Source organism: Actinomadura fibrosa (assembly GCF_900659615.1).
Lineage (GTDB): Bacteria > Actinomycetota > Actinomycetes > Streptosporangiales > Streptosporangiaceae > Spirillospora > Spirillospora fibrosa.
The window spans coordinates 33,563-60,460 of record NZ_CAACUY010000037.1 but is presented as its reverse complement, the minus strand read 5'-3'; the positions used below and the strand labels follow the sequence as shown (position 1 = coordinate 60,460).

At 72.0% G+C, this 26,898-nt stretch carries 19 protein-coding genes and 2 tRNA genes; 12 read left to right on the top strand and 9 right to left on the bottom strand.

Annotation, left to right across the window (positions count from 1 at the left end; translation table 11 throughout):
- Positions 1–97: 97 nt before the first annotated feature.
- Positions 98–3,019, bottom strand: coding sequence for a UPF0182 family membrane protein (locus E1300_RS15880; RefSeq protein WP_131757763.1), 2,922 nt, complete (start codon positions 3,017–3,019; stop codon positions 98–100).
- Positions 3,020–3,137: 118 nt separating this feature from the next.
- On the opposite strand from E1300_RS15880, the gene E1300_RS15875 reads away from it, so the two are divergent.
- The 3 genes from E1300_RS15875 to E1300_RS15865 are packed head-to-tail and all read left to right on the top strand — an operon-like array spanning position 3,138 to position 5,224.
- Complete coding sequence (locus tag E1300_RS15875; RefSeq protein WP_131757762.1) at positions 3,138–3,683, top strand: PPA1309 family protein; 546 nt, start codon at positions 3,138–3,140, stop codon at positions 3,681–3,683.
- 10 nt (positions 3,684–3,693) lie between these two features.
- On the top strand, positions 3,694–4,146 hold the full coding sequence (locus E1300_RS15870; protein ID WP_242619172.1) for a molybdenum cofactor biosynthesis protein MoaE: 453 nt from the start codon (positions 3,694–3,696) through the stop codon (positions 4,144–4,146).
- A gap of 28 nt (positions 4,147–4,174) precedes the next feature.
- Positions 4,175–5,224, top strand: a complete 1,050-nt coding sequence (locus E1300_RS15865) for a YlbL family protein (RefSeq protein ID WP_131757761.1) — start codon at positions 4,175–4,177, stop codon at positions 5,222–5,224.
- Between the two features lie 23 nt (positions 5,225–5,247).
- On the opposite strand, the gene E1300_RS15860 is transcribed toward E1300_RS15865, so the two are convergent.
- The 3 genes from E1300_RS15860 to E1300_RS15850 all read right to left on the bottom strand — a co-directional run bounded on the left by E1300_RS15860 (position 5,248) and on the right by E1300_RS15850 (position 8,706).
- Entirely contained in the window at positions 5,248–6,069 is an 822-nt protein-coding gene (locus tag E1300_RS15860) for a class I SAM-dependent methyltransferase (protein WP_131757760.1), read from the bottom strand.
- Between the two features lie 205 nt (positions 6,070–6,274).
- Positions 6,275–7,363, bottom strand: a complete 1,089-nt coding sequence (locus tag E1300_RS15855) for an NsdA family TPR-like regulatory protein (protein WP_503104934.1) — start codon at positions 7,361–7,363, stop codon at positions 6,275–6,277.
- The gene (locus E1300_RS15850) at positions 7,360–8,706 is read right to left on the bottom strand and encodes a helix-turn-helix domain-containing protein (protein ID WP_242619171.1); all 1,347 of its coding nucleotides are present in this window, start codon (positions 8,704–8,706) and stop codon (positions 7,360–7,362) included. The genes E1300_RS15855 and E1300_RS15850 overlap by 4 nt, the downstream gene beginning before the upstream one ends.
- 225 nt (positions 8,707–8,931) lie before the next feature.
- On the opposite strand from E1300_RS15850, the gene E1300_RS15845 reads away from it, so the two are divergent.
- Positions 8,932–9,008 (top strand) — tRNA-Met (locus E1300_RS15845).
- An 88-nt stretch (positions 9,009–9,096) separates the two neighbouring features.
- On the opposite strand, the gene E1300_RS15840 is transcribed toward E1300_RS15845, so the two are convergent.
- The 3 genes from E1300_RS15840 to E1300_RS15830 all read right to left on the bottom strand — a co-directional run bounded on the left by E1300_RS15840 (position 9,097) and on the right by E1300_RS15830 (position 14,713).
- Positions 9,097–12,411, bottom strand: a complete 3,315-nt coding sequence (locus E1300_RS15840; protein ID WP_165502858.1) for an AAA domain-containing protein — start codon at positions 12,409–12,411, stop codon at positions 9,097–9,099.
- 114 nt (positions 12,412–12,525) lie between these two features.
- Positions 12,526–13,482 (bottom strand): DUF5954 family protein, encoded by a 957-nt coding sequence (locus E1300_RS15835; RefSeq protein WP_131757757.1) that lies wholly within the window; start codon positions 13,480–13,482, stop codon positions 12,526–12,528.
- Between the two features lie 139 nt (positions 13,483–13,621).
- Positions 13,622–14,713: a PucR family transcriptional regulator gene (locus tag E1300_RS15830; RefSeq protein ID WP_131757756.1), complete on the bottom strand. Its 1,092-nt coding sequence runs from the start codon at positions 14,711–14,713 to the stop codon at positions 13,622–13,624.
- Between the two features lie 116 nt (positions 14,714–14,829).
- Between E1300_RS15830 and E1300_RS15825 the strand changes: the two genes are divergently transcribed.
- Together E1300_RS15825 and pruA are read left to right on the top strand one after the other, a co-directional pair.
- Positions 14,830–15,744 carry a proline dehydrogenase family protein gene (locus E1300_RS15825; RefSeq protein ID WP_131757755.1) on the top strand — a complete coding sequence of 305 codons (915 nt, stop codon included), beginning with the start codon at positions 14,830–14,832 and terminating at the stop codon, positions 15,742–15,744.
- An 18-nt stretch (positions 15,745–15,762) separates the two neighbouring features.
- Positions 15,763–17,394 (top strand): L-glutamate gamma-semialdehyde dehydrogenase, encoded by a 1,632-nt coding sequence (gene pruA, locus E1300_RS15820; RefSeq protein WP_131757754.1) that lies wholly within the window; start codon positions 15,763–15,765, stop codon positions 17,392–17,394.
- Positions 17,395–17,401: 7 nt separating this feature from the next.
- On the opposite strand, the gene E1300_RS15815 is transcribed toward pruA, so the two are convergent.
- The gene (locus E1300_RS15815; RefSeq protein ID WP_131757753.1) at positions 17,402–18,604 is read right to left on the bottom strand and encodes a cytochrome P450; all 1,203 of its coding nucleotides are present in this window, start codon (positions 18,602–18,604) and stop codon (positions 17,402–17,404) included.
- 56 nt (positions 18,605–18,660) lie between these two features.
- Here E1300_RS15815 and E1300_RS15810 point away from each other — a divergent pair, with 56 nt between their 5' ends.
- Entirely contained in the window at positions 18,661–19,308 is a 648-nt protein-coding gene (locus E1300_RS15810) for a TetR/AcrR family transcriptional regulator (protein WP_131757752.1), read from the top strand.
- Between the two features lie 46 nt (positions 19,309–19,354).
- Positions 19,355–19,428 (top strand) — tRNA-Met (locus tag E1300_RS15805).
- A 187-nt stretch (positions 19,429–19,615) separates the two neighbouring features.
- Here the strand turns inward: E1300_RS15805 and E1300_RS15800 are convergent.
- Positions 19,616–19,834, bottom strand: coding sequence for a hypothetical protein (locus E1300_RS15800; protein WP_131757751.1), 219 nt, complete (start codon positions 19,832–19,834; stop codon positions 19,616–19,618).
- A gap of 143 nt (positions 19,835–19,977) precedes the next feature.
- Here E1300_RS15800 and E1300_RS15795 point away from each other — a divergent pair, with 143 nt between their 5' ends.
- From E1300_RS15795 to E1300_RS15780, 4 genes are all read left to right on the top strand, one after another.
- A complete protein-coding gene (locus E1300_RS15795) occupies positions 19,978–21,597 on the top strand; it encodes a hypothetical protein (protein WP_131757750.1) in 1,620 nt (539 codons plus the stop codon).
- Positions 21,598–21,606: 9 nt separating this feature from the next.
- Positions 21,607–21,975, top strand: coding sequence for a DUF3054 domain-containing protein (locus E1300_RS15790; protein ID WP_131757749.1), 369 nt, complete (start codon positions 21,607–21,609; stop codon positions 21,973–21,975).
- A gap of 155 nt (positions 21,976–22,130) precedes the next feature.
- Complete coding sequence (locus E1300_RS15785; protein ID WP_131757748.1) at positions 22,131–23,780, top strand: AMP-binding protein; 1,650 nt, start codon at positions 22,131–22,133, stop codon at positions 23,778–23,780.
- Positions 23,781–23,863: 83 nt separating this feature from the next.
- Complete coding sequence (locus E1300_RS15780; RefSeq protein ID WP_131757747.1) at positions 23,864–26,854, top strand: AMP-binding protein; 2,991 nt, start codon at positions 23,864–23,866, stop codon at positions 26,852–26,854.
- Positions 26,855–26,898 lie beyond the last annotated feature (44 nt).

Genomic DNA, 26,898 nt, shown 5'->3' with positions numbered 1-26,898 from the left:
CCGAGGCCGCACGCGAGCCGGGCCGACGGCCGCACGCGAGCCCGGCCGGTGGCCGTGGCGTGCGCCGGGGCGACGGCTGTGACGTGCGCCCCGGCGGTCAGCCGGACGTGGGGGAGGTCGTTGGGGTCGGCGAGGCCGACGGGGACGGCGAACCCGACGGCGACGGCGATGGGGACGGGGAGGCGCCCGGGCGGCCCGAGGGCTTGGCCTGCTGCGCCGCCGCCAGCGCGTCCCGCGCCTCCTTGATCCGCTTCCACGCCTCGCCCATGCCGGGGTAGTCGCCCGCGCGCTGCGCCTTCTCGTAGTCGTCCACGGCCTTCTGGAGCTCGCCGATCGCCTTCTGCGCCTCGGGCGTGAGCTGCCCGCCGGGCGCCGTCGCCGACGGCGCGCCGCCGCCCCTGCCGAGGATCTGCTTCAGCGCCTCGTCCAGCGTGTCCGCGGCGGCGACGCTGTTGCCGAACTGGACCAGCACCTTCCCGAGGAACGGATATCGCTGCTCGCCCGTCGCCGGTTTCGCGTACATCGGCTCCACGTACAGCAGCCCGCCCGCGAACGGGATCGTGAGGAGGTTGCCCGGCACCGTCTTGGTGCCGCCCTGTCTCAGCGCGAACAGGTCGTTCTTCACCTGTGAGTCCGTCTCGAAGGAGCTCTGCACCTGCCCCGGGCCCGGCGGCTGCGCGTTCCGCGGCATCTGGAGGATCTGGATCCGCCCGTAGTCGCTGCCCGGCGTGCACACCACCGACATGAACGCCGCGAGCTGCGCGTTCCCGCGCGGGTTGAACACCGTCGTCAGCGAGAAGTTCGCGGTGGGGTCGCCCGGCATCCGCAGGCTCTGGTAGTACGGCGGCTGCCGGTTGCCCTTGACGCTCGGGTCCTCCGGCACCTCCCAGAAGCCCTCGCCGCTGAAGAACGCCGACGGGTCGGTCACGTGGTACTTCGAGAGGATCTTCCGCTGCACCTTGAACAGGTCCTGCGGGTAGCGGAAGTGGCTCTCCAGCTCCGGCGGGATCGACGAGCGCGGCTGGACGGTGCCCCGCGGGAACACCTTCATCCACGTCTTCGTGATCGGGTCCGTCTCGTCCCACTGGTAGAGGTGGACGGTGCCGTCGTAGGCGTCCACGGTCGCCTTGACCGAGTTCCGCATGTAGTTGATGTGGTCGTCGGCCTGCCGCGCCACCGCCGACCGCGTGTCGGTGATCGTGTCGCGGGTCGCCTCCCCGAGGCTCGTCCGCTCCGCGTACGGGTAGCCGCCGGAGGTCGTGTAGCCGTCCAGGATCCACAGGATCCGGCCGCCGACCACCGCCGGGTACGGGTCGCCGTCCAGCGTCAGCCACGGCGCCGCGCGCTGCACCATCTCCCGCGGCGTCCGGTTGTAGAGGATCTTGGCGTGGTCGTTGATCGCGCCGGACAGCAGCAGGTTCTTGTCGCCGAACTTCGCCGAGAACAGCAGCTTGTGCAGGAACGAGTCGATCGGCACGCCGCCCTGGCCGTCATAGGTGCTGCTCTTCTGCCCGGACGGGCTGTCGTCCGGGTAGTCCAGCTCCTGCTGGCCCTTCCCGCCGACCACCGAGTACCCCGACGACCGCTCCCCGAAGTAGATCTCCGGCTTGGTCACCTTGATCTGCTGCGTCGGCGAGACCGGCATGTCCTTGGTGATGAACTCCGGGACGCCGCGCGAGGCGAAGCGGTCGCCGTAGGCCGACACGAACCCGTAGCCGTGCGTGTAGACCATGCGGTCCTTCACCCAGCTGTGCTGCCCCGACGGCGCCCCCGACACCTCCCGGAGCGCGACGACCGTGTCGACCGTCCTGCCGTCGATGGTGTAGCGGTCGACGTCCAGCGCGTCCGGGAACCGGTAGAACGGCCGCTTCTGCTGGAGCTGCTGGAACGTCTCGCCGACCACGTTCGGGTCGAGGAGCCGCACGCCGTCCAGCCGCTCCTGCTCGTCCTGGAGTTGCTTCTCGTCCGTGACCGGTTGCGTCCCGTACGGGACGACCTGGACGTCGTCCACCCCGTAGGCCTTGCGGGTGAACTCGATGTTCCGCTGGATGAAGGCGCGCTCCTTCGCCAGCTCGTCCGGCTTCACCTGGAACTGCTGGATGAGCAGCGGATACACCCCGCCGAGCAGGATCGCCGACAGCACCAGCAGCGTGAACCCGACGCCCGGCAGCATCATCCCGCGGCGCAGCAGGTTGCTGACGAACATCGCCGCGCAGATCAGCGCGATGACCGCCAGGATCGTCTTCGCGGGCAGCAGCGCGTTCACGTCCGTGTAGGACGCGCCCGTCGTCACGCCCCGCTCCGAATGCACCAGCCCGTACCGGTCGAACCAGTACGCGAACGCCTTCAGCAGGACGAACAGCCCCACCAGCACCGACAGGTGGGCGCGGGCCGGCGGGCTCGCCTTGTCGCCCGGGCCCTGCAACCGCAGGCCGCCGTACAGGTAGTGGACCATCACCGCGGCGATGAACGACAGGATCACCGTGGCGAACACGACGCCGAGCACCAGCCGCAGGAACGGATACGTGAAGACGTAGAACGAGACGTCCTTGTGGAACTGCGGGTCCTCCACGTGGAACGGCGTCCGGTTCAGGAACGCCAGCCACACCAGCCACTGCCCCGCCACCGAGGAGCCCGTCAGGATCGCCAGCAGGCCCAGCAGGCCGCCCGCGATCAGCTTCCGGCGCGGGTCGATCACCAGCCGGTACCGCTCCAGCCCCTGCTGCTCCACCGACAGCGGACGGTACGCCGGGCGCAGCCGGTACGCGATCGCCATGTTCGCCCCGACCAGCAGGGCCATGAACAGCCCCGAGCCGAGGAACAGCACCGCCTTGGCCTTGAGCTGCGTCGTGTACACCGCCGAGAACCCGACCGACCGGTACCAGAGCAGGTTCGTGTAGATCGACGTGAACACGAAGAAGGCGACCAGGAGCACGGCCAGCACCACGAGGACGGGTAGCACCAGCCGGGTCCGTCCGCCTCCGAGCCGGCGCCCGAAACCGGGAGTCCGGAAGGTCAAGGGCCCCTCCGATCGAGATCGCGCCCACCGGCGGCCCCGCCGGTGCTGTGTATGCAACTTACCGACTGGGCCGGGGGTTCCCGCACTTCCCCGGCGCCATTGGGGGAAAGATGGCCCCGTGAGTCTTCTGGAAGAAGTGGTCCTCGACCTCGAACGCCACTGGGCCGAGCGCGAGTGGGACGCCGCGCCCTGCCTGTACGCCCTCGTCCGCAGCGGGGAGCTGCGCAGAGCCGAACCCGAGCTCGCCGACCAGCTCGGCCTGTCGCCCGACGCCGACACCCTCGCCGCCCTCGAACAGCCCGCCCTGCCCGAGCAGGCCGCCATCGAGGACGCGCTCGCGTCCATCGCCTGGCCGGAGACGGTCGAAGGCTGCGCCCTCGTCATCGAGCGGGTCGTCCTGCCGCCCGAGGTCGAGCAGGAGATCCCCGAGGACGAGGCCGAGGCCGCCGCGTTCGCCTCCTCCCACCCCAAGCGCGAGGACGTCCGCATGGTCGTCGGCGTCCTCCGCGACGGCGCCCGGCACTCCGCGCTGCGGCTCCGCCGCCACGACGCCGACGACGAGGTCCTCGTCGGGCCCGACCTCGTCCCCGCGCTGTCCGCCGCCCTCGCCGCCACCTTTGAACCGGACGAGCCGGGCAAGCCGGGCGGGGCGCCGGGAAGGTAACCTGCGTGGGGTGAGCGACGAGAACGCCGCCGGCGGGGCCACCGGTGCCATCAGGCTGATCGGCGTCCGCGAGACGCCCCTCTCCGTCGACGAGGTGCTCGCCGCCGTCGGCGACCCCGCCGCCGGCGGCACCGCCCTGTTCGTCGGGACCGTCCGCGACACCGACCACGCCCGCGCGGTCCGCCGCCTCTCCTACAGCGCCCACCCCACCGTCGAACGGGAGCTCCGCGCCGTCATGGAGAAGGTCGCCGCGGACGTCCCCGTCACGGCCCTCGCCGCCGTCCACCGCGTCGGCGACCTGGAGATAGGCGACCTCGCCGTCGCGGTCGCCGCAGCCTCCCCCCACCGCGCGGAGGCGTTCGAGGCCTGCCGCAGGCTCATCGACGACCTCAAGGCCCAGGTGCCCATCTGGAAGCACCAGACCTTCGCCGACGGCGGCGACGAGTGGGTCGGGGCCTGCTGAGCCCCCCGCGCCGCATAGAGTTTCCGCCATGTCTCGCCGTGCCGCCACGCTCACCGTCGCGAGCGTGCTCGTCCTCGTGCTCGCCCTCGTCGGCTCCCTCATGCCCGTGCCGTACGTCGCGCTGATGCCCGGGCCGACGAGCAACACCCTCGGCGGCAACGACAAGGGCCAGCCGCTCGTCCGCATCGACGGCCGGCAGACCTACCCCGACCAGGGCCACCTCAACTTCACCACCGTCACCTACCGCGGCGGCCCCGGCGGCCGCATCGACCTGTTCACCGCCCTGCGCGGCTGGCTCGCCCACGACACCGCCATCGTCCCCGAAGAGACGATCTTCCCCAAGAACGAGTCACAGCAGCAGGTCGACCAGGAGAACACCCGCCAGATGCAGGACTCCCAGCAGAGCGCCGAAGCCGCCGCCCTGCACGAGCTCGGCATCCCCGTCGAGACCCAGGTCGTCGTCGACTCCGTCCAGAAGGGCATGCCGGCCGACGGCCGCCTCAAACCCGGCGACGAGATCACCGCCCTCGACGGCGCCAAGGTCACCAGCGTCTCCCAGATCACCGGCACCATGGCCAAGCGCAAGATCGGCGCCACCGCCGCCCTCACGCTGAAGCGCGGCGGCAAGGAGGAGAAGCAGACGCTCACCACCGTCGCCGACCCCACCGGCAAGCGCGCCGTCGTCGGGATCGTCCTCGCCGACCAGTACAAGTTCCCCTTCAAGATCGACATCAGTGTCGGCGACGTCGGCGGCCCCAGCGCCGGCCTCATGTTCTCCCTCGCCATCGTCGACAAGCTCACCCCCGGCGCCATCACCGGCGGGAAGTTCATCGCCGGCACCGGCACCATCACCCCCGAGGGCAAGGTCGGCCCGATCGGCGGCATCCAGCAGAAGATGATCGCCGCCCGCCGCGCCGGCGCCACCGTCTTCCTCACCCCCGCCGACAACTGCTCCGACGCCGTCAAGGCCCGCCCCGACGGCCTCCGCCTCGTCCGCGCCGACACCCTCCACGGCGCCGTCCAGTCCCTCAACGCTCTCACCAGCGGCAAGGGCGACATCCCTGCCTGCCCCAAGTAGCCGCCCGTGACCGCCGCGCTCGCTCAGCGGGGACAGACGCCGGTGGCGATGAGATGCGGCGAGACGCCGAGCAGCTCCGGCACGCGCTCGGTCGCCCGCGCCGCGTCCAGCAGCGCCGCCCGGTCCAGCGGATCGTCCATCCGCGCGTCGAGATCGGGCAGGACGTGGCCGAGCCCTTCCACCCCGACCAGGTCCACCACGTCGAGCCCCGCCTCCGCCACCTCGTCGCGCAGCTCACCGGGACGGTGCAGGTAGGCCCAGAACGCACCGGGGAATGGCGGCGGCATCCACCCTGACCGCTCCGTCTCGACGATGCGCGCGGTGATGGACGGATCGTCCCGGTAGCGGAGCAGCGCGATCAGGTCGTCGTGGCGGGGCGCCCACCGCGAGATCGCCGCCGCGAACACCGCCCCTCCCGGCCTCACCACGCGCGCCGCCTCCCGGAGCGCGCACACGCGGTCGGCACGCCGCCGCAGGTGGTACAGCGGACCCAGCAGCAGGACGGCATCGGCGCAGGCATCGCCGAGATCGAGGTCGCGCGCGTCAGCGGCCGCCGTCCGCACCGCCCCGCCGACCCCGGCCGCGTCCGCGCCCTCCCGCACCTGCGCGACGTGCAGCGGCACGGGATCGCGGTGCTCCACCGCATGCCCCCGCTCAGCGAGCCACAACGCGTAGCGTCCCGAGCCGCCCCCGATGTCGGCCACGACACCCGTCCCCGGCGGCGGCAGATGCCGCGCCAGGATCTCCTTGCTGCGCTCGAACTCCAACCGTCCCCGCGCCGTGGAGAGCCGGTCCCGCTCCTTGCCGAGCCCGTAGTGCGCCTGAAGCGCCTCGCCCTCGTCCATCCGCCCATGCTCACGCCCCCCGCAGCCGGGTGTCTCGCCCTTTTCCACTAGGACCGGAGCGCAGCCCACTCGGCGGCGTCGCCGCGAGGCAGCAACATGCGAGTGGCGGCGGGCCCGGCGCACTGGATCCGGCACGCCCGGACCAGCCGAAGCGCGACCGGCGGGCTCGGCGTGGGGAGTGCAGAACCGCCGGTGCGTCGCGGCCTTAGGCCAGTGCGGTCCGGTTTGCGGCGAGTTCACGCAGCTCTTGTGCGTCCGGATTTGTTCGTGCCTCCTTCGGCAGCGCGTGCAGGACGCGATTTACGAGCATGCCGGTGGCCGCCGAATGAGGGCGGTGGTGGGCCTGCATGGTGGTGAGCGCATGGTGCAGTCCCGTGTCGACGTCGTGGGACTTCACCAGGAGCGCGGCCCGCATGAGTTGCAGATTCGCCCGGGGCCTCGTCGCGGACGCCGAGTAAAGCGCGAGCGCGTCGTCCAGGGTCGCCTCGGCTCTGCGATCGCCGATCTGCGTATGCGCGTAGCTCTCGTTCCAACGCAGTTGCGTTTCCCGGAACGTGAGCTCCGACAGGCCAGCGTCGTCGTCCGGGAGCCGGTCGAAGGTGTCCTTCAGGGCGACGAGCGAGCGCTTCGCCCCGTCGGCATCGCCCTGATCGGCGGCCACGGAGGCGCGTGCCGCGTGCGCTCGGGCCTTACCGCCGGACGGAGCCCCGTCCGCGATCTCGATGGCCTCGTCGGCCAGGCCGATGACGACGTGATCCGGCCGTCCGGTCCAGTGAGCGTCCTGCGCCGCCCGTCCCCGCACCCACACCTGAAGTTCGCGGTCACCGGAGGCGTCCGCCGCGCGTTGAGCCGTCCGCCACGCGGTGCGTGCCTCGTGCCGTCTGCCGACATATCCGAGGTCGATCGCGAGCAGACCGGAGAGTCCGGCGCTGACGCGCAGCAGGCCCGGCACGTCGTCCGTGGCCTCGTGGACCTTGAGCAGCCGCCCCACGGCGACGATGTCGGCCGTGATGTCGCCGACCAGCGTGCCCGGCGGACGGCTGGTGATCAGGTGGCCGTACTCGTGGACGATGGCTTCCCATTCGGCGAGGTCGACGGGGCGTCCGATGGCGTCGTCGATCCCGGACAGGACGGTCTCCAGCGTGCCCGGCGGGACGGCTACGCCCGCGCTGAGGGCGGCGAGGAACTGGATTGCTGCACGGCGTCTCATCTCGTCCCCCTCATCGGGAGTTGTCGCGAGCGGTGGCGGGCCAGATGTGTTGAACGCGGGACCGCCCTCGCGTCGAGGCTTCAGGCCAGCGCGGTGCGGCTTGAGGCGAGTTCGCGGAATTCCCGTGCGGCTGGAAGCGACCGCGCCTGCTCCGGGAGCGCATGGAGTACTTGGTTCACAAGCTTGTTCGCGGCCACCGACAGGGGACGGTGGTACGCCTGGAGTGTGGTGATCGCATGGTGCAGCCCCGCGTCGATATCACGCTCTTTCACCAGGCGGGCGGCCTGAATGATGTGCAGATTCAACGTCGCCCCTGCCACAGACGGCGGATAGATCGCGAGTGCTTGTTCTAGGGCCGCCTCCGCCCTGCGATCCCCGGTCCGCGTGTGTGCGTAGCCCTCGGCCCAGCGCAGTTGGGTCTCCCGGAACATGAGCGCCGACTGGTCGGTCCCTCCATCGGGGATCTGGTCGAAGGTCCGTTTCATGGCGTTGAGGGCTTCCTCGGCTCCAGCGGCGTCCCCCTGATCGGCGGCGACGAAGGCGCGCGCCGAATGTGCACGGGCCAGCCCGGAGGACGGGGTTCCGTCGGCGATCTCGATTGCGTCGTCGGCCAGGGTGATGACCACGTGATTTGGGCGTCCGGCCCACAGGACGTCTTGTGCTGCTCGTCCGCGTACCCACACCTGGAGATCGCGGTCGCCGCAGGCGTCCGCGGCGCGCTGGGCCGTCCTCCGTGCGATCCGCGCCTCATGGTGCCTGCCGATGTCTCCGAGGCCGATGGCGAGCAGGCCAGACAGTCCGGCGCTGACACGCAACAGGCCTGGCACGTCGTCCGTTGCCTCGTGGCGCTTGAGCAGTTGTCCTACGGCGACGATGTCGGACGTGAGGCCGTCCACCAGCGAGCCGACGGGGCGGGTAAGGAGCAGGTGGCCGTACTCGTGGACGATGGCTTCCCATTCGGCGAGGTCGACGGGGCGTCCGATCGCGTCGTCGATCCCGGACAGGACGGTCTCCAGCGTGCCCGGCGGGACGGCTACGCCTGCGCTGAGGGCGGCGAGGAACTGGATTGCTGCACGGCGTCTCATCTCGTCCCCCTCATCGGGAGTGTGGGCCCCGGTTCTGGCGGTGGCCGGGTCCTCGCCTTCCACAGTAGGCGGCGGGGGGACGAATTCGGGGAACAGCTCGTCTTCGTCGATGCCGAAGGTGCGTGCGTAGAGGATGCGGTAGCGGGGGCCGATGCCGCGTTTGCCGGACTCGTGTGCGCGGATGGTGCGTTCCAGGTCGCGGGAGCTGGGCAGGCGCCGCCGGACGCGTTCGGGGGCCGCCTCCTTCATCTGTTCGGCCAGGTCGAGGACGACCAGGCCGCGTGACTTGCGCTCGGCCCGCACGCGGGCGCCGATCCTGAGGCTGGTTGCGGTGGGCACCATGCTGCACCTCTGAACTGGGAACTTGCGAACGCTTCGGGGGCGCGTTCGCTCCTGCTCGCGAGTATCGCGACGCCCTTTGCACCCCGCCGCCGTTTCACAGAGAGTGATGTAAGCGTCACCATGTGGACATGTCCCTGTGTCAGTCCGCAGGGCAGGGCGGGTCGCGGTGGGCCGGGGAAACCGATTTGGCCTCGTCCCGCACATGCCATAGAGTGGAGACATCGCCGCGGGGTGGAGCAGTTCGGTAGCTCGCTGGGCTCATAACCCAGAGGTCGCAGGTTCAAATCCTGCCCCCGCTACCAAGGAGTGATCAAAGGCCCGGTTTCTCGAAATCGAGATGCCGGGCTTTTGACGTTCATGGCATTCGTCCGATGATGTGGCGGCGTCACGTCACCTTTTGCGTTGATTGCGTCCGCGACTCGCGACCGGGAACGGCCTTTCCCAGTGCACCGGGGTGCCGGTCACGCCACCGCAGACCCAGTGCAGCTTCCTATTGTTGTTCCTGCCCCTGAGACCGGCCTCGGCGACGCGACCGCATTGCGGGCAGACCGGGGGATGGGCGAGCACGTCGGCGCGTTCGTGTTCGAGGACGTGCTCCGCCAGGTGCCTGCTGTCGAACAAGGTCATGATCTCGCGGCGGCCGCCGTGCCGGGCGTGTGACAGCACGTTCATGCTGCCGAGGAAGACGAGGCGCTCGTCGATCACCACGATCTTCTGGTGCTGGTCGCGGACGTGGACGACGTGGTCGAGGCGTGCAGTGACCTCCTCGGCGAAAGGGCCGAAGTTCGCCGATCGGGCCAGGTCCCACTCGGGCAGGATCATGACCCGCACGTCCACTCCGCGGTCGGCGGCGGAGGCCAGCACCGGAAGGAACTCGCGAGCCCGTTTGGCGGTCCACGGGCTCCAGAGCCAGACGCTCCGCTCCGCCGCCTTGATGCGGGAGACCAATTCGGCGGGCAGCACGTCCTCGTCGTAGACGTCGACGACCTTCGCGTACGTGCGGAGGGCGTCCCAGACCTCGTAGGCGACCCCGGTCCGCGGCGCCTCCTCTTGAGAGAGGCCGAGGACGTCGCTCGCTCGCACCACCTGGATCTTGCGGGACTCGACCATGGTCTTGAGGGCCCGCAGGGGGCTGCCGTCCCGGCTTCGGCGGACCGCGGGCGCGTTCGCCACCGCGTAAAGGCGGTGGCGGGCACGCGTGGCGCCCACGTTGAAGACCTTCACGCCGTCCGGGCTGCCCGTGCTCAGCCAGCCCGTGCCGTCCTCGACGAGATCGAACACGACCGTCCCGAACTCGCGTCCCTGGAACGAGTGGACGGTGCCGACCTCGGCGCGTTCACTCGTTCCGCCGTCGGCCAGGATGTCCTCGGTGAGCCGCCGCTGCGCACGGTAGGGCGTGACGATCCCGACCTTCTCCTCGCCTTGGGCGAGGTGGTGCTCGGCCAGGGCGCGGGCGAGAAGGGTGCCCACCGGCCAGCACTTCGACCCGTTGGCCTGCCGGATCCCGGCCAGCCGGTCGCCCAGGCCGTCCACGTCCACCAGGACGATCTCGTCCTGGGCGTTGCCGCCGGTCGTCAGCAGGCCGCCGTAGGCGACCCTGTTCGCGAGTTCGGTGATGTTCGGGCCGAACCGGTACTGCGTGGTGAGCGCCACGCAGCCCGGCTCGGCCTGGGCCGCTCTCGGGTCGGTCACGCCCACGGCGGTGAAGGGATTCCGGTGAAGCCACGCCTGGACGGCGGTGTCGCGCTGATCGAGGCCGCGGTCCACGATGGGCTCGTTCTGCTGGAAGTCGCCGAACAGGACCGCGCCCTCCAGCCCGCGTCCCAGCGCGTAGAGCACCTCCGCCGGCGTCGACGCCGCCGCCTCGTCGATGACGACGTGGTCGTACGTCCGCCGGTGGATGTCCCGCCTGAGCCGCAGCATCGCGTGCGTCGTCGCGACGACCCGGGCCTCGGCGATCAAGGTGCGGGCGGCGTTCCGGCCGAGCTTGCGCCACTCGTCGAGGGTCGCCTCATGGCGCTCCTCCAGGTCGGCGAGTTCCTCCAGCGGCTCGGCCGCGGCGTCGCGGAGAGCGGGGAGCCGTCCGTGCAGCCAGGGCCAGTCGGCTTCGTCGGCCCGGGCGATCAGCTGGAGGTCACCGGTCGTGGGGTGGGGCAGCGAGGCGGCCTCCGCGGCCGCCTGTGCCGCCCCGCGCGCCGTCGCCGCCTGACGCCGAACGTCTTGCTGCGCCGTCTCGAAGGCGCGGACGGCCGCCCCGTAGACCCTGCGGCGCCGTTCGATCTCCTCGGGGCTGTGGGCGACGGCGCCGAGGAGGTTCGCGATCCGCTGGGACAGCCCCGGTGCGGCGGACGCCACGATCCGGTTCATCCGCTCCAGGTCCTCGCCGGCCCGCTGCGTCCATGCGGCGGCGGCCGCGGTCGCCTCGGTGATCTGGCGCCGTTGGGCACGGTCGCGCATCCGGTTCAGCAGGGATCGCTGGTCGAGCACCTTGAGGTCATGGCTCAGCCTCGCGTGCTCGTTCCTCCACTGGACGAAGGTCGCCTCGGCCCTGCCGCGGTCGAGCTCGTAGCCGTCCAGTTCGTCCTGAAGCGCTGCGGCCTCCTGAAGGAAGCGCTGGGAATCGCTGGTCTCGTGCCATGAGCGCTCGGCGGTGCCGAGCGCGGTCCGTGCGCCTTCCGCTCGCTTGACCGCGTCATCGCGGGCCCCCTCGGAAGCTGCTTGTTTAGCGCGGAGCCGTAGGGCCTCGTCCCGGTGACGGACGCGTTGCCGAGCCTCTCGATAGGCGGTCGCGTCGAAGTCCTCCAGCGCCTGCTCCGCGTCCTTGACCTGGCGCACGCTGGGCAACTCGCGCAGTTCCCGGATCCGGTCCGACAGCGCCTCGGCCTGCTGGACCAGGCCGGCGAGCTTCTCCTCCTGGAGGCGGGTGAGGCAGATCCGCGCGTCCGCCGCGACCTCGGGCACCGCGGGGACACCGACCCGCAGCAACACCCCCGGCTCGGGGTCGAGCGATCGCGCCGCGCGAAGGAGCGCGTTGTCGACGGCCACGTTCGTCCCCGACACCAACAGCACCGATTTGTTGTGAGCGAGCAGGTCCTCCAGGATCCGCTCGATCACCGCGGTCTTGCCCGTGCCGGGCGGCCCCCAGACGACGCTGAGCCCCTTCGCCGTGCCCGCCGCCCACGCGAGCCGCTGCCCGTCGTTGAAACCCGGCGGCGCGCCCGCCCTCATCTCCGCCGGGGTCAGGTTCGCGGTGGCGAACGCGGTCGCCAGGTCGTTCGGACGCATTCCCCGGAGGCCGTCGACCAGAGCCTGGGTCAGCATCCCGCCGGGCTCGCTCTTCACGTGGAGCACGAGCCCGTCGGCGGGCGCGTGGCCTCCGACGCGCACTCTCAGGACAGCCCCGTCCTGAACGGTCTCGATGAGTGAGAACTTGTGCTCGTCGGCCCCGTCGTCCGGTGCCAGGAACGCCTCCGACACCCGATCCGGGTCGAAGGCCGTCCCGCGAAGCGCCACCTGGTACCAGCCGCTCCCCGCCACGGGATCCGGCCGCGCCCGTCCGACTATCCGCGTGCCCTGGGCTCCCTGCGAGGGCCGCTGTCCCGTCGTCGCCGCCTGGTGCTGCGCCTGGGCGGCCCGGACGGCCTCTTCGAGCCAAGAAGGCCGCCCGGCCGGTTCACGTCCATGCTGACCCTCCCCTTGACCCACGTCACAGATGCTAGACATGACCCGAGTCAGCTGTCTTTGAAATATCGCCATATGGCGGGCTGGTCGGACGATCGGCCCCTCTTGGGAGCCGAACTCTGGCTTGCGCTGGACGGTTCAGCAGTTGAAGCCGTAGCGGTCTTGGTCTGAGGGGCGGGGGGCTTCGGGGCCGTCCACGCCCACGCGCATGAACCTCGAAATGCGGACGATGCGGAAACGGCGGTCGAGGACGCTGAACTCGGGGCCGGGCATGGACTCGATCTGCGCGGCGGCCTCCGTCCAGTCGTTCAGTTCGGCGGCGGACGGGGGGTCTCCGCGGAACTCGCGGAGGCGGGGAAGGATCTTGGTGAAGTAGGCGGCCAGGTCGTGGCGGGCCTGGGTGGGGCCGTCGGCGGCCGTCAGCGACTCCCACGAGTCGCCCTTGATCTCCATGACCGTGAAGCTGGGCGGGAGCAGGACGACGCCGGGGTGGGTGCGGATCGCCTGCCGGGCCTCGATCTCGATCTGCTCCGGGACGGTTCCGGGGATGGGCAGGAAGCCGATCAGGTTCAGCCTGAGCTGGGTCTCCCAGTGGCCGGTCGGCACGAGCGGGTCGACGAGGTGGCCGTGCAGGTAGCGGGCGTCCTGCGGCGGGTCGGTGTCGGTGACGCGCGGGGGCTCCATCACGCCGCCGCCGATCAGCGTGAACTTCTCGATGCGGATCACCCGGTAGCGCCGGTCGCCGATCTCCCATTCGTCCTTCGCGAGGGGGGTGCCCTCCTCGGGGTCGAGGCGGTCGGCCGCGGCGCGCATGGCGCGCCGGATCTTCGGGGGCCGCGCGGGTTCTTCCGAATACTGGCGGAAAGTGCTGGCGAGGACGCCCCGGCCGCCTTCCGGGTCCGCCTCGCCGGCGACGTCGATACGCCATTCGGGGCCGGTCTGGACGGCGAAGCCGAAGTCGGGGGAGCCCGCCGGGAAGATCTTGGGATGGGCGCGCATCCGCTCGCCCAGTTCGGCGTCCCGTGCGGCCGCGACCGGGTCCAGGTCCGGCACGACGTTGATCTTGTCGTGGCCGCGCATCAGGGGGAATGACATGGCGTCATCTTGGCCTGCGCAAGCAAGATCCCGCAGAGGAATTTCGGCGCTCATTCCGCGCGGTGCCGGAAGTGCGCCCTCGGATTCATTTGCTTTTGTTCGGTGATTTGGTGTTATCTCCGAAATGATTTCACCGGGCTCAGTCGAGGTGCGGCGCGAGGGTCAGGGCCAGGTGGAGGGTCAGGCGGTCCTGGCCGTCCGCGAGGGTGAGGCCGGTGAGCTCCTCGACGCGGCGCAGGCGGTGGTAGAGGGTCTGGCGGTGGATGCTCAGGGCCTTCGCCGTCTCCTGGACGTTCCCCGCCAGGTCCAGGTAGGTGCGGGCCGTGGCCGCCAGGTCGGGGTGGGCCAGGAGGTTCTGGGTGCCGGGGGTCCGCGTCGCCTGCGCCAGGGCCTCGTCGCCCGCCGTGCGGAGGAGGCGGAGGACGCCCAGGGACGTCCAGTCGCGGATCTCGCCCGGGGCCGCGACGCGGGCGGCGACCCGGGCCCGCAGCCAGCCCTCGTGGACCTGGCCGAGGCTCGCGCAGGGCGTGCAGAGGCCCGCCTGGAGGGGGATGCCGCGCTCCTCCAGCACGTGGCGGGCCCGGTCGACGATCGCGTGGGGGGACGTCGGGGACGGGATGACCAGCACGTGGTCGCGCTGCCAGACCGTCGCCAGGACGGAGTGGGGGAGCAGCCAGGGGTTGAGGGGCTCCGGGCTCGGGGTGCGCAGGACGGCGACGGCGAGCGGCGGGTCGAGGTCGTCGGCCTCGGACAGCTGGTTCGCGGCCTGCGCGCGGACGTCCGGCTGGGCGGACAGCAGGTCCGCGACCTTCCAGCCCAGGTCGTCGCGCTCCCGGGCCTGGCGGGCCATGAGCAGTCCGGCGCGCTCGCAGAGCGGCATGGCCTGGGACGCCTGGGACGGCGTGATGCGCTCCGGGTCGTCCAGCAGCCAGAGGTAGCCGTAGGTGACGTTGTTCCAGCGGACGGGCAGGCAGAGCCGCCCGAGCTGGCCCAGCGAGGTGTCGGCGGGGATGCGGACGGGGCCGGTGGCGCGGGCGATGCCGTGGCTCTCGAAGCGGGTCCGGACGGCCTCGGTGGCGCGGCGGTGCAGGATCGACTCCATCCGGACGGGGTCGATCGTGTCGCCGTGCGCGGCGTAGGCGACCAGGTGGAAGTCGCGGTCCTCCAGCGTCGCCGGGGCGCCGAGGAGGTCGGCCGCGAGCTCGACGATCTCCTGGAGGTCGCGTGCCATGCTCCCCCTTCGTACATCTGTATGAAGAATCGACCGTCTGAAAGTGGCATCTGACTATACGAGATGGGCGCGGACGCTCCTAACGTGCGAAGTGTCCACCGTCGTTGGAGGTTCCGATGCCCAACCCGCTTCTCCTCGCGGCCGCCCGGAGCGAGCGCATCCGCGGCCTGGTGACGTCCGTGCCCCTCACCAGGGGCGTCGTCGACCGGTTCGTGGCGGGGGAGGACCTGGACGCCGCGACCCGCACCGTCCGGGAGCTGACCGGGGCGGGGCTGCGCGTCACCCTCGACCACCTCGGTGAGGACACCACCGACCGGGCGCAGGCCGAGGCCACCCGGGACGCCTACCTGGCGATGTTCGGCGCGTTCGCCGGGGAGGGCCTCGCGCGGGACGCGGACGCGTCCGTGAAGCTGTCCGCGCTGGGGCAGGCCTTGGACGAGGGCCTCGCGCTCGACAACGCCCGCGCGATCTGCGCCGCCGCGAGCGAGGCCGGGATGACGGTCACGCTCGACATGGAGGACCACACCACCGTCGACTCCACCCTGGAGATCCTCGGCAAGCTGCGGGCCGACTTCCCCTGGGTCGGCGTCGCGATCCAGGCGATGCTGCGCCGCACCGAGGGCGACCTCCGCGACCTGGCGCACGAGGGGTCGCGGGTCCGGCTGGTCAAGGGCGCCTACGCCGAGCCGGAGGCCGTCGCGTTCCAGGCGAAGGCCGAGATCGACCGCGCGTACCTCCGGGGCCTGCGGACGCTCATGGCGGGCGCCGGGTACCCGATGATCGGCAGCCACGATCCGCGCATGATCGACATCGCGCGGGCCCTCGCCGACCGGGCCGGGCGGTCCGCCGACAGCTACGAGTTCCAGATGCTCTACGGCATCCGCGCCGCCGAGCAGCGGCGGCTCGCCGAGACGCACCGGATGCGCGTCTACGTTCCCTACGGCGGCGACTGGTACGGCTACTTCATGCGCCGCCTGGCCGAGCGTCCCGCCAATCTCGCCTTCTTTCTCCGTTCCTTCGTCTCCCGCTGATCAGGAGGGCCCCATCCCATGGACGCCGTGACCAACGTCCCGACGCCGGTGAACGAGCCCGTGCGCGGCTACGCCCCCGGCAGCCCCGAGCGCGCCCGGCTGGAGAGCGCGATCGCCGAGCTCACCGCGGCGGCGCCCGTCGACCTGCCGATGACCATCGGCGGCGAGCGGCGGCTCGGCGCCGGCGCCAAGGTGGACGTCGTGCAGCCGCACCGGCACGCCTCCGTCCTCGGCACCTTCGGGACCGCCACGGAGGACGACGCGCGCGACGCCGTCGAGGCCGCGCTCGCCGCCGCCCCGGCCTGGCGGGCCCTGTCCTTCGACGACCGCGCCGCGGTCTTCCTGCGCGCCGCCGACCTCCTGGCGGGCCCGTGGCGGGAGAGGCTGCTCGCCGCGACCATGCTCGGGCAGTCGAAGACCGTCCAGCAGGCGGAGATCGACAGCCCCTGCGAGCTGGTCGACTTCTGGCGCTTCAACGTCCACTACGCCCGGCGGATCCTCGCCGAGCAGCCGATCAGCAGCCCCGGCGTGTGGAACCGGACCGAGCACCGGCCGCTGGAGGGCTTCGTCTACGCGATCACGCCGTTCAACTTCACCGCGATCGCCGCGAACCTGCCGACCGCGCCCGCCCTCATGGGCAACGTCGTCGTGTGGAAGCCGTCCCCGACCCAGACCTACTCCGCCGTCCTGCTGATGCGGCTCCTGGAGGAGGCCGGGCTGCCCCCGGGCGTCATCAACCTCGTCACCGGGGACGGCATCGCGGTGTCGAACGTGGCGCTGTCCCACCCCGACCTCGCCGGGATCCACTTCACCGGCTCCACCGCCACGTTCCAGCACCTGTGGAAGACCGTCGGCGCCAACATCGAGAAGTACCGCGGCTACCCCCGGCTCGTGGGTGAGACGGGCGGCAAGGACTTCGTCGTCGCCCACCCGTCCGCCGACCGGGCCGTCCTGAAGACCGCGCTCGTCCGCGGCGCCTTCGAGTACCAGGGCCAGAAGTGCTCCGCCGCGTCCCGCGCCTACATCCCGCGCTCCATCTGGGAGGACGGCTTCAAGGAGGAGCTGGCCGCCGAGGTCGACGGGCTGGCCATGGGCGACGTCACCGACCTGTCCAACTTCATCGGCGCCGTGATCGACGAGCGCGCGTTCGCCAAGAACCGGGACGCCATCGACCGCGCCGCCGCCGACCCCGCGGTCGAGATCATCGCGGGCGGGACCTACGACGACTCGGTCGGCTACTTCGTCCGGCCCACGGTCCTCGTCTCCGACGACCCCGAGAACGAGATCTTCCGGAGGGAGTACTTCGGGCCGATCCTCGGCGTCCACGTGTACGACGACGACCGGTACGAGGAGATGCTCGCCCAGATGGAGTCGGTGGCCCCGTACGCGCTGACCGGCGCGGTCATCGCCACCGACCGGACCGCCATCGCCCGCACCGCCGAGCTCTTGCGCTACGCGGCGGGCAACTTCTACGTCAACGACAAGCCCACCGGGGCCGTCGTGGGACAGCAGCCGTTCGGCGGCGCGCGCGCGTCCGGGACCAACGACAAGGCGGGCTCCATGCTGAACCTGCTCCGCTGGACGTCCCCGCGCTCCATCAAGGAGACCTTCGTCCCCCCGACGGACTACCCGTACCCGCACATGGGCTGAGACTCCGTTACCCGATGCCCGTGGCTGGGAGTGACTTCCAGCCACGGGAGAACGGGGACGAGATCCGCTCCGCGTTCTCCAGGTCCACACCTACGTGGGGGTAGGCGGAGAGGAGTTCCTCCAGAGCCACGCGGGCCTGGAGCTTGGCCAGGTGCGAGCCGATGCAGAAGTGGACGCCGCTGGAAAAGCCGAGATGGCGGGGAATTTCGCGCGTGATGTCGAGTTCGTCGGCGGACGGGCCGAACTCGCGCTCGTCCCGGTTCGCCGCCCCGAACAGCATCATCACCTTCTGCCCCTCCGGGATCTCCGTTCCGTGGATCGTGACGGGCCGGGTCGTCGTGCGGCCGAGCGCCTGCACCGAACCCTCCAGGCGCAGGAACTCCAGCAGCGCGTTCGGGATCAGCGACGGGTCCCCGGCGAGGCGCTCCCGCTGGGCGTGGTCGCCGTCCAGCAGCGCCACCGCGTGCGAGATCAGGTTGCCGGTCGTGTCGTTGCCGCCCGCGACGATGACGAAGCAGAAGCCGAGGATGTCCCAGTCGGTGAGGCGCTCCCCGTCCACCTCGGCCACCGTCAGCGCGCTGATCAGATCATCGGACGGCTCGGCCCGGCGCCGCTCGATCACCTCGGTGAAGTGCGCGAACATCTCCGCCACGGCCTCGACCGCGCCGTCCGTGAGCGACCGCAGGTCCAGACCGTCGTCCTGCAAGGTCGTCAGCGCGCTCACCCACGGGTCGAACCGCTCCCGGACCTCGTCGGGCACGCCCAGCAGATGCGCCAGCGCGAAGGTGGGCAGCGGCGAGGCGAAATCCCGGTGCAGATCGGGCGTCTCGCCGTCCGCGGCCTTCCGCTCCATCGCCGCGATGCTCTCCCGGACGAACTCCCGCAGCCGGTCCTCCAGCGCGGCCGTCCGGCGCGGCGTGAAACCGTGGCTGACGAGCCGCCGCAGCGCCGTGTGCCGAGGCGGATCGAGCATCACGATCGTCGGCGCCAGGCCCAGGGTGCCGATCTCGTCCGGATAGAACGTCAGGCCCTGCGCCGACGAGAAGGTCTCCGCGTCCCGCGTCGCCGCCCAGATGTCCTCGAACCGGGACAGCGCCCAGAACGGCGGATCCTCATGCCGGTGGACGGGCTCCTCGTCCCGCAGCCGCCGGTACGCGGGATACGGGTCGGCCTGGAACGCGGGATCGAACGGGTCGTACACGTCCGCCATGGCGGCCTCCGGGTCTAACGACCTCCGTTATTAACGCTCCCTGTTAGTATCACCGCGTGCCGAGAGACGCAAGAGCCACCCGCGCCCGCCTCCTCCGCGCCGGCGCCCGCCTCTTCGCCGCCCACGGCATCGACGCCGCCCGCACCCGCGACATCGTCGCCCTCGCCGGCCAGGCCAACGACTCCGCCGTCACCTACCACTTCGGCTCCCGCCACGGCCTCCTCGAAGCCATCCTCCGCGCCGGCGTCGCCCGCATGGAACCCGCCCGCGCCGCCGCCGACACCACCCTCGACCCCACCGACCTCCGCGCCGTCGTCGCCGCCATCGTCGAACCCACCGCCGCCGAACTCCGCACCCCCGAAGGCCGCGACTTCCTCCGCATCACCGCCCAGCTCGCCGGCCGCGCCGGCATCCGCGACCACCGCGTCCCGCCCGTCCTCGAAGGCACCGTCCTCGCCCGCCACCTCGCCCTCCTCGAAACCCGCTGCCGCGCCCTCCACCCCGAACCCCACGCCCTCGAACGCCTCGCCGTCGTCATCGCCTTCCTCGCCACCGCCCTCGCCGACCGCACCGGCCGCATCGACCCCGAAGCCGCCCCCCGCCCCTCCCTCCTCGACCACGACGCCTTCGTCACCGACCTCGTCACCATGCTCACCGCCGCCCTGACCGCCCCCGTCCACACCCCCGCCACGCCCCGCCGCTGAACCGGTTTGCGCAAGCCCACCCAGCCCCATACAGTTGAACCAACGCCGCGGGGTGGAGCAGTTCGGTAGCTCGCTGGGCTCATAACCCAGAGGTCGCAGGTTCAAATCCTGCCCCCGCTACTCGGTCCGAAGGTCCGGCTGGTCGCAAGCTTCGCTTGCTCCCTCGCCGGACCTTCGTCGTTCCGCCCGGGGGGCGACCCCCCGGAGCCCCCCTTCCTCCGCCATCCGTCCCCCGCCCACCCGCCCTTTCGCTTGTTGGGGGTTGGGCGCCTGCCTCTTTCTCTTTGTTGGTCGTTGGGGTCTTTGGTCAGTGGTCCTCCTCGTTCGGGGGCCTGCGGTCGGTCAGGCGTAGGGCGAGGTCGGCCGCGGTGTGGGCGGACGCTCCGACGCTCAGGGCGAAGGCCGCGATCTGGGCTAGCAGGGGTTGGAAGGCCGCCAGGGCCGCCGCCAGGGCGGACAGCGCGATCACGACCGCCGTCGTCGCGGCCGGGTGGCGCTGTTCGCGGGGGCGTACTCTGTCGCGCATCGGGATCGTCCTCTCCGTGGGAGGTTCGTCGATTGCCAGGATCGGCCGGGAACGGCGGCGGGCTTGATCAACGGGACGAACGGAACCCGGACCGGGAGCGGCCCTCGGGCGGCGAGCCTGGCGAGCCGGATGAGCCGGACGACGTGGCTAAGGGGCGGCATCTCTGGGCGACGTTGATCCGGCTCTTCCAGCTCGCCAAGCTCAGCCAGGCCGAGCTGGTCGAGGGGATGACGGACGGGAAGCCGTACGGCGTGCGCGGTGCGTCGAAGACCAGGTTGTCCCGGAAGCTCCGGGGCGAGGAGCTGACCCTTCAGGACGAGTACTTCGTCGAGGCCTTCGTCGTGACCTGCTATCGCAGGGGCAGGAAGGTGCCGGCCGGCGGTCCGCACCGGGCCTGGGGGACGCTGGACGAGTGGAGGACCTGGCGGCAGAGGATCGAGGACGGGATCCTGGCCGATTCGCCGTTACCGCCGCCCCGGCCCGCGGCGAGGCCGTCCCGGCTCAGCGGAGCGGCGATAGCCGAGCGGGAGCGTCTCGGGCGTGTGCTGGGTCATCGGGGGCTGTCCGCGACGCTGCGCGAGATCTATCCCGCCCATCCGCTGGTCGAGTTGTGGGGTGTGGAGATGCCGATCACCGCGTTCCCCGCGCCTCGCAGCCAGTGGCGGGACGTGGAGGCGGCTCTCGGTGATCTCCAGGGGGATCGCGTGCCCGGAGAAGGCGACTATGACGACTTCGAGTTCGACCGCTTCGGGCGCCCGCGGTTCGATGAGCTCTACGCGTCGTACCTGGAGACGAAGCGGTCCGATCCCGAGCAGCTCCGCCATCTGTTCCCCGGGGCCGCTTTCGCCTTCGGGCGGCTCCGTCACGAGGGCGGGCCGAAGATCGATGCGTTCCTGAGCCGCTACTTCGTCTCCCTGGTCACCTCGGAGGATCTCGACGCGGAGCTGGTGGCCGCGTTGGACGGGCGTCCCGACCTCGACGCGCCGGTGCCGTTGAGCGCGCTTCGCCGGCGCGCTTACCTGCATGAGCGCATCAGGCGGGAGTACGGGCCAGAGGCCGGGCCGGTGGAGACGGGACGTTTCCGGGCAGCGGCCCTCTCGCACGCGACCACGGTGATGCTGGCCACGGGGCAGGGCGGGTACGACATCCTGCTGCCCGCGCGGTCAGAGGACGTGAACACGCATCCCGGGTTCCGGCACGTCGCCCCCTCGGGGATCCTCGCGCCGTTCAACGCCCGTGCGGTGGCCGAGGAGCGGACGCGGAGAGCGGAGTTCTCCGTGTGGCGCAACTTCTGCCGTGAATGGGTCGAGGAGCTGTTCGCGGCCGACGAGTACGAGGGCTGGGAACTGGAGGACGTCACCGAGCCGCCGGACCCCGCGCTCACTCCCGAGATCGCGCGGCTGGAGAGGGCCGTCGACCCGCGGGACGCCCGGCGGGCCGGGGACCTCTACTACACCGGTGTGTCGGTCAACCTGCTGACGCTGCGTCCGGAGATCTGCCTGCTCCTGGTCATCGACGACCCCGGCTGGCTGGGCAGGGAGATCGACGAGGCCAGGGCCGTCGGACGTCCCGTCAAGCTCGGGTGGGAGTACGCCGACGGCGGGATCGACCAGCCGTGGCTCCGGCCGGGGCACCGCATACGGCTCGGTCCCGACCTGCGGCCGGCGGCGGGCTGGACGCCGAGTCCCACCGAGCTGGTTCCGAACGCCGCCGCGGCGATCTGGCTCGCGTTGGCGGTCATGCGCGCTCGCCACCGGTCATAGCCTGGGGGTATGCGGAATGTCGTGGGCGGGGTGCTGGACGTGGCCGCTGTGGTTGTGTTCGTCGCCATCGGGCGGGCCTCGCATGACGAGGCCGGGAGCTTGACCGGGTTCGCGGCCACGGCGTGGCCGTTCCTTGTGGGGCTCGCCGCCGGGTGGGCGGTCACGCGGGCGTGGCGGAGGGCGGACGCGCTGGTGCCCGCCGGGGTCGGGATCTGGGTCTCGACCGTCGCCGTGGGCATGGTGCTGCGGGCCGTGTCGGGGCAGGGGACGGCGGTCGCCTTCGTGATCGTGGCGACGGTGTTCCTCGGGTTCGTGCTGCTCGGCTGGCGGCTCGCGGCGCGGTTCGCGGGGCGCCGGGCCGCCGCGCAGGGCGGCTGACCCGCGGCGCAGGGCGGCTGACGCGCCGCGCGGGACGGTCGAGCGGCCACCAGGGCACCACCATGTGACCGGCCGGTCTCTTTCTGATCGCGGCCGGTTGACGGGACCGCGCCGTGCTGGTGAAGTTACCCGCGGGTCACGTCGAAGGGAACACGATGGCATCTGCGCTGCGGGACTGGCTGGACAAGCCGCACACCGGACGCGGCGTTCACCTGGCGTCCGATGACGGCGGCTGGGAGTACCGCGGGTACACCGAGCTGGCCTCCGCCGCGCGCCGGACCGCCGGGGCGCTGATCGAGGACGGCGTGCGCCCGGGCGACGTGGTGTGCGTGATCCTGCCGACCGACTTCACCTGCATCGAGACGTACTTCGCCGTGTGGGCGGCGGGCGCGACGGTGTGCCTGATCACGCCGCCGCTGTTCCAGGACGGGGACGACTACGTCGCGCACGTCGCGGCGATCCTGCGGCAGGCGCGGCCGGTGCTGGTCATCGCGTCCGACGGGCTCGCCGAGTACGCGGGGCGGGCGCTGGCCGACGCCGGGCTGGACGGGGAGCCGTGGCTGCCGCGTCAGGCCGCGGAGGAGGCCGAGGTCCAGCCGGCCGGGGAGCTGGCGCTGCTCCAGTTCACGTCCGGTTCCAGCGGCGCGCCGCGCGGCGTCATGGTCACCTGGGACAACCTGGAGGCCAACACCGAGCTGATCGCGCGGACGGCCGGGTTCGCGGACGAGGACGTCGTGGCGTCCTGGCTGCCGCTGTACCACGACATGGGTTTGATCGGCTGCTTCCTGACCCCGATCGCGCGGCAGGCGACGCTGCGGCTGATGCGCCCCGACCACTTCATCCGCGACCCCGCGCGCTGGATCCGCTGCTTCGCCGAGGCCGCGCACACGGCGGCGCCGCCGTTCGCGTACGCGTACTGCGCGCGGCGGGTCAAGCCCGGCCAGCTGGACGGGCTCGACCTGTCCGGCTGGAAGACCGCGATCATCGGCGCGGAGCCGATCGACCCGCACGCGCTGGAGGTGTTCGCGCAGCTCGTCGAGCCGTACGGGTTCTCGCGGACGGCGTTCAAGCCGGCGTTCGGGATGGCGGAGACGACGCTGCTGGTCACGATGGACCACGTCAACCGCGATCCGCTGGCGGTGCGGCCCGATCCGGAGTCGCTGGCGTTCGGGCAGCCCGTCCGGATGCTGGAGCGGCACACGCTGGGCGCGGAGTCGCTCGGCGCGAAGGCGGGCTGGGTCGTCGGCTGCGGCACGCCGGAGGAGGACGTCCCGGTCGCGATCGTGGACGACGCCGGGAACGAGCTGGCCGAGGGGCTGCTCGGCGAGATCGTGGTCGGCGGCGAGTCGGCGTGCCCCGGCTACTACGCGGGCGCGGAGGCGAAGTCGACCCGGTTCATCGACGGCAAGGTCTACACCGGGGACGCCGGGTTCTTCCACGAGGGCCAGCTGTTCGTGCTCGGCCGGATGGGCGACAGCATCAAGGTCCGCGGCCGCTCCGTCTACGTCGAGGACCTGGAGGCCAAGATCGCCGAGGTGAGCGGGCTCGGCAAGGGCCGGATCGTGGTGGTCGGCGTGCCGGGCGCGGGCCAGAAGGGCCTGGCGCTGTTCGCCGAGACGAACGACGACGCGTGGACGCCCGAGGTCCGCGAGATGCTGCGGCGGCGGGTCGGGGACGACGTGGACGTGACGATCGTGGTCGGCACCGGGCTGATCCAGCGGACGTCCAGCGGCAAGCCGCGCCGCCGGTACATGTGGGAGCGGCTCCAGGCGGGCCGGATGGACGGTGCCCGCATCGTCGGCTGAGCCCGCGCGGGGCGCCTTCGCGCTCCGATTGCTAAAGCCGGTGATAACGGACAACATGTCGTTGACGCTCTGAGAGGTCGACGATGCCGCCTGTTGCGAAGACGCTGCTCCGCCTGGGTTCCCGCCTGGGCTCCACCGCCCAGAACGCCCTGGAGGTCGCCCGTTTCGGCGGGTTCGACACCGACGAGGACGCGTCTCCGTGCGAGGTCGTGACCGAGCAGCGGATCTACCGGCTGCGGCACTACTTCCCGGACGCGGAGCCCGCCGGGGACGCGGACGGGAAGCGGCCGGTGGTGCTGCTCGTCCCGCCGCTGATGATCACCGCGGAGGTGTACGACATCTCCTCGCGGGTCAGCGCGGTCGGCGTGCTGCACCGGCTCGGCGTGGACCCGTGGGTGGTGGACTTCGGCGCCCCTGAGCGGGAGCCGGGCGGGCTGGAGCGGACGGTCTCCGACCACGTTCTCGCGGTGAGCGACGCCGTGGACCGGATCCGCCGGATCACCGGGCGGGACGTCCACCTCGCGGGGTACTCGCAGGGCGGCATGTTCGTCTACCAGGCGGCGGCGTACCGGCGGAGCGAGGGCATCGAGTCGGTCGTGACGTTCGGGAGCCCCGCCGACACGAGCGTCGGGCTGCCGTTCGGGCTGCCGAGCTGGCTCGCGGCCGAGGGCGTCGAGCGGATCCCCGACGCGCTCCTGGGGAATTTCGCGGTGCCGGGCTGGGTGACGCGACTCGGGTTCCAGCTCCTCAGCCCGGTGAAGTCGGTGCGGTCGCGGGTCGAGTTCATCCTCCAGCTCCACGACCGGGAGCGGCTCGCGCCGCGCGAGCGGCAGCGGCGGTTCCTGGAGCGGGAGGGCTGGGTGTCGTGGCCGGGCCCGGCGCTTGCGGAGTTCATCCGCCAGTTCATCCAGCACAACCGGATGCTGACCGGCGGGTTCGTCATCGGCGACCGGCTCGTCACGCTCGCCGACATCACCTGCCCGGTGCTCACGTTCGTCGGGGAGGTGGACGAGATCGCGGCGCCGCCGATGGTCCGCGGCATCCGGCGGGCCGCGCCGCGCGCCCAGGTGTACGAGGCGTCGCTGCGGGCCGGGCACTTCGGGCTGGTCGTCGGCAGCCTCGCGATCGCGCAGACGTGGCCCGCGGTCGCCGGGTGGGCGCACTGGCGGGACGGCGCCGCCGACCTGCCGGAGATCGTCGCGCCCGTCACCGGGGACGAGGAGGCCCCCGCCGCCGGGCTGCCGGGCGGCCCCGCCGGGTACGGGCTCCAGCTCGCGGTGGGCATCGGGACGAGCGCCGCCCGGTCCGCCGCCGTGACCGCCGCGCGGGCCGTCCGGGGCACCCGGCAGCTCGCCGGGGAGGCCGCGCAGAACCTGCCGCGGCTGGCCCGGCTGGAGCGGATCCACTCCACCACGCGCATGTCGATGGGGCTGCTGCTGGACGAGCAGGCCGCCCGCATGCCGGGCGAGGTGTTCTTCCTCTACCAGGGGCGCGCGTACACGCACGACGCGGCCAAGCGGCGCATCGACGCCGTCGTCCGCGGGCTGATCCACATCGGCGTCCGGCAGGGCGACGCGGTCGGCGTGCTGATGGGGACGCGGCCGACGGCGCTCGCGCTGGTCGCGGCGCTGAGCCGGCTCGGCGCCGTCGCGGTGCTGCTGCGCCCCGACGGGGACCCGGCCGCCGAGGCGCGGCTCGGGCAGGTCGCGCGGGTCGTCGCCGACCCCGAGCACGCTGCGGCGGCGGCCCGCCTCGACGGCGTCCAGGCCTACCTGCTCGGCGGCGCCGGACGCCGCGGGGACGCCGGCGCGGGCGGGCTCGTGGACATGGAGCGCATCGACCCCGACGAGGTGGAGCCGCCCGGCTGGTACCGGCCCAACCCGGGACGCGCCGGCGACCTCGCGTTCGTGGTGTTCAGCGGCGACGGCGAGCACCTGCGCGCCAGCCGCATCACGAACCGGCGGTGGGCGCTGTCGGCGTTCGGGACGGCGTCGTCGGCGGCGCTGTCGCCGTCCGACACGGTGTTCAGCATCACGCCGATCCAGCACCCGTCCGCGCTGCTGATGAGCCTCGGCGGCGCCGTCGCGGGCGGCGCGAGGCTCGCGCTGGCCAGCGCCTACGACCCCGAGACGTTCTGGGACGAGGCGCGCCGGTACGGGGTGACCGTCGCGTCCTACACCTGGACGCTGCTGCGCGACCTCGTGCAGGCGCCGCCGCATCCGGGGGAGCGGCACCACGCGGTCCGGCTGTTCATCGGCTCCGGGATGCCGCGCGGCCTGTGGCGCCGGGTGGAGGAGCGGTTCGCCCCGGCGCGGGTGCTGGAGTTCTACGCCTCGACCGAGGGCGAGACGATCCTGGTCAACCTGAGCGGCAAGAAGCCCGGCTCGCTCGGGCGGCCCCTGCCGGGCAGCGCGGCGGTGCGGCTCGCCCGCTACGACCTGGAGCGCGGCCGGCTGGCCGAGGGACCGGACGGGTTCGCGATCGAATGCGAGCCCGGCGAGATCGGCATGCTGCTCGCGCGGGTCCGGCCGTCGGCCCTTGGCGCGGCGGCCCGTCCCGTCCGCGGCGCGTTCGCCCCCGAGGACGCCTGGACGATCACCGGGGACCTGTTCCGCCGCGACGCCGACGGCGACTTCTGGCTGGTCGGACGGGACGCCGAGCTGATCCGCACGGCGGAGGGCATCGTCCCGCCGGGCCCGATCCGGGACGCCCTCGGCGACCTGCCCTACATCGACGCCGTCGCGGTGTACGGCATCCCGGCGGGGGACCACGAGCTGGCCGCGGCCGCCGTCAGCGTCTGCGACCCCGACCAGGACGAGGTCAGGCCGGTCGACCTGTCGGAGGCGCTGCTGCGGGTGGAGCCGGGGCTGCGCCCGGCGATCGTCCGGGTGGTGGACGAGGTGCCGGTCACGGCGGGGCGGAGGCTGCGGACGGTGCCGCTCAGCGAGGAGGGCGTCCCGCCCGCCGGGGACGGCCGCACGTTCTACCGCGACGCGTCGGGCGCGTACCGGCCGCTGACGGACGCGGCGCGACGGCGGCTCCTCAAGGCCCGCGCCGCCCGCCAGGCCCGCTGACCCTTGGCCGCATGGGCCCCGGGGCAAGTCGGCGGCCGATAAGC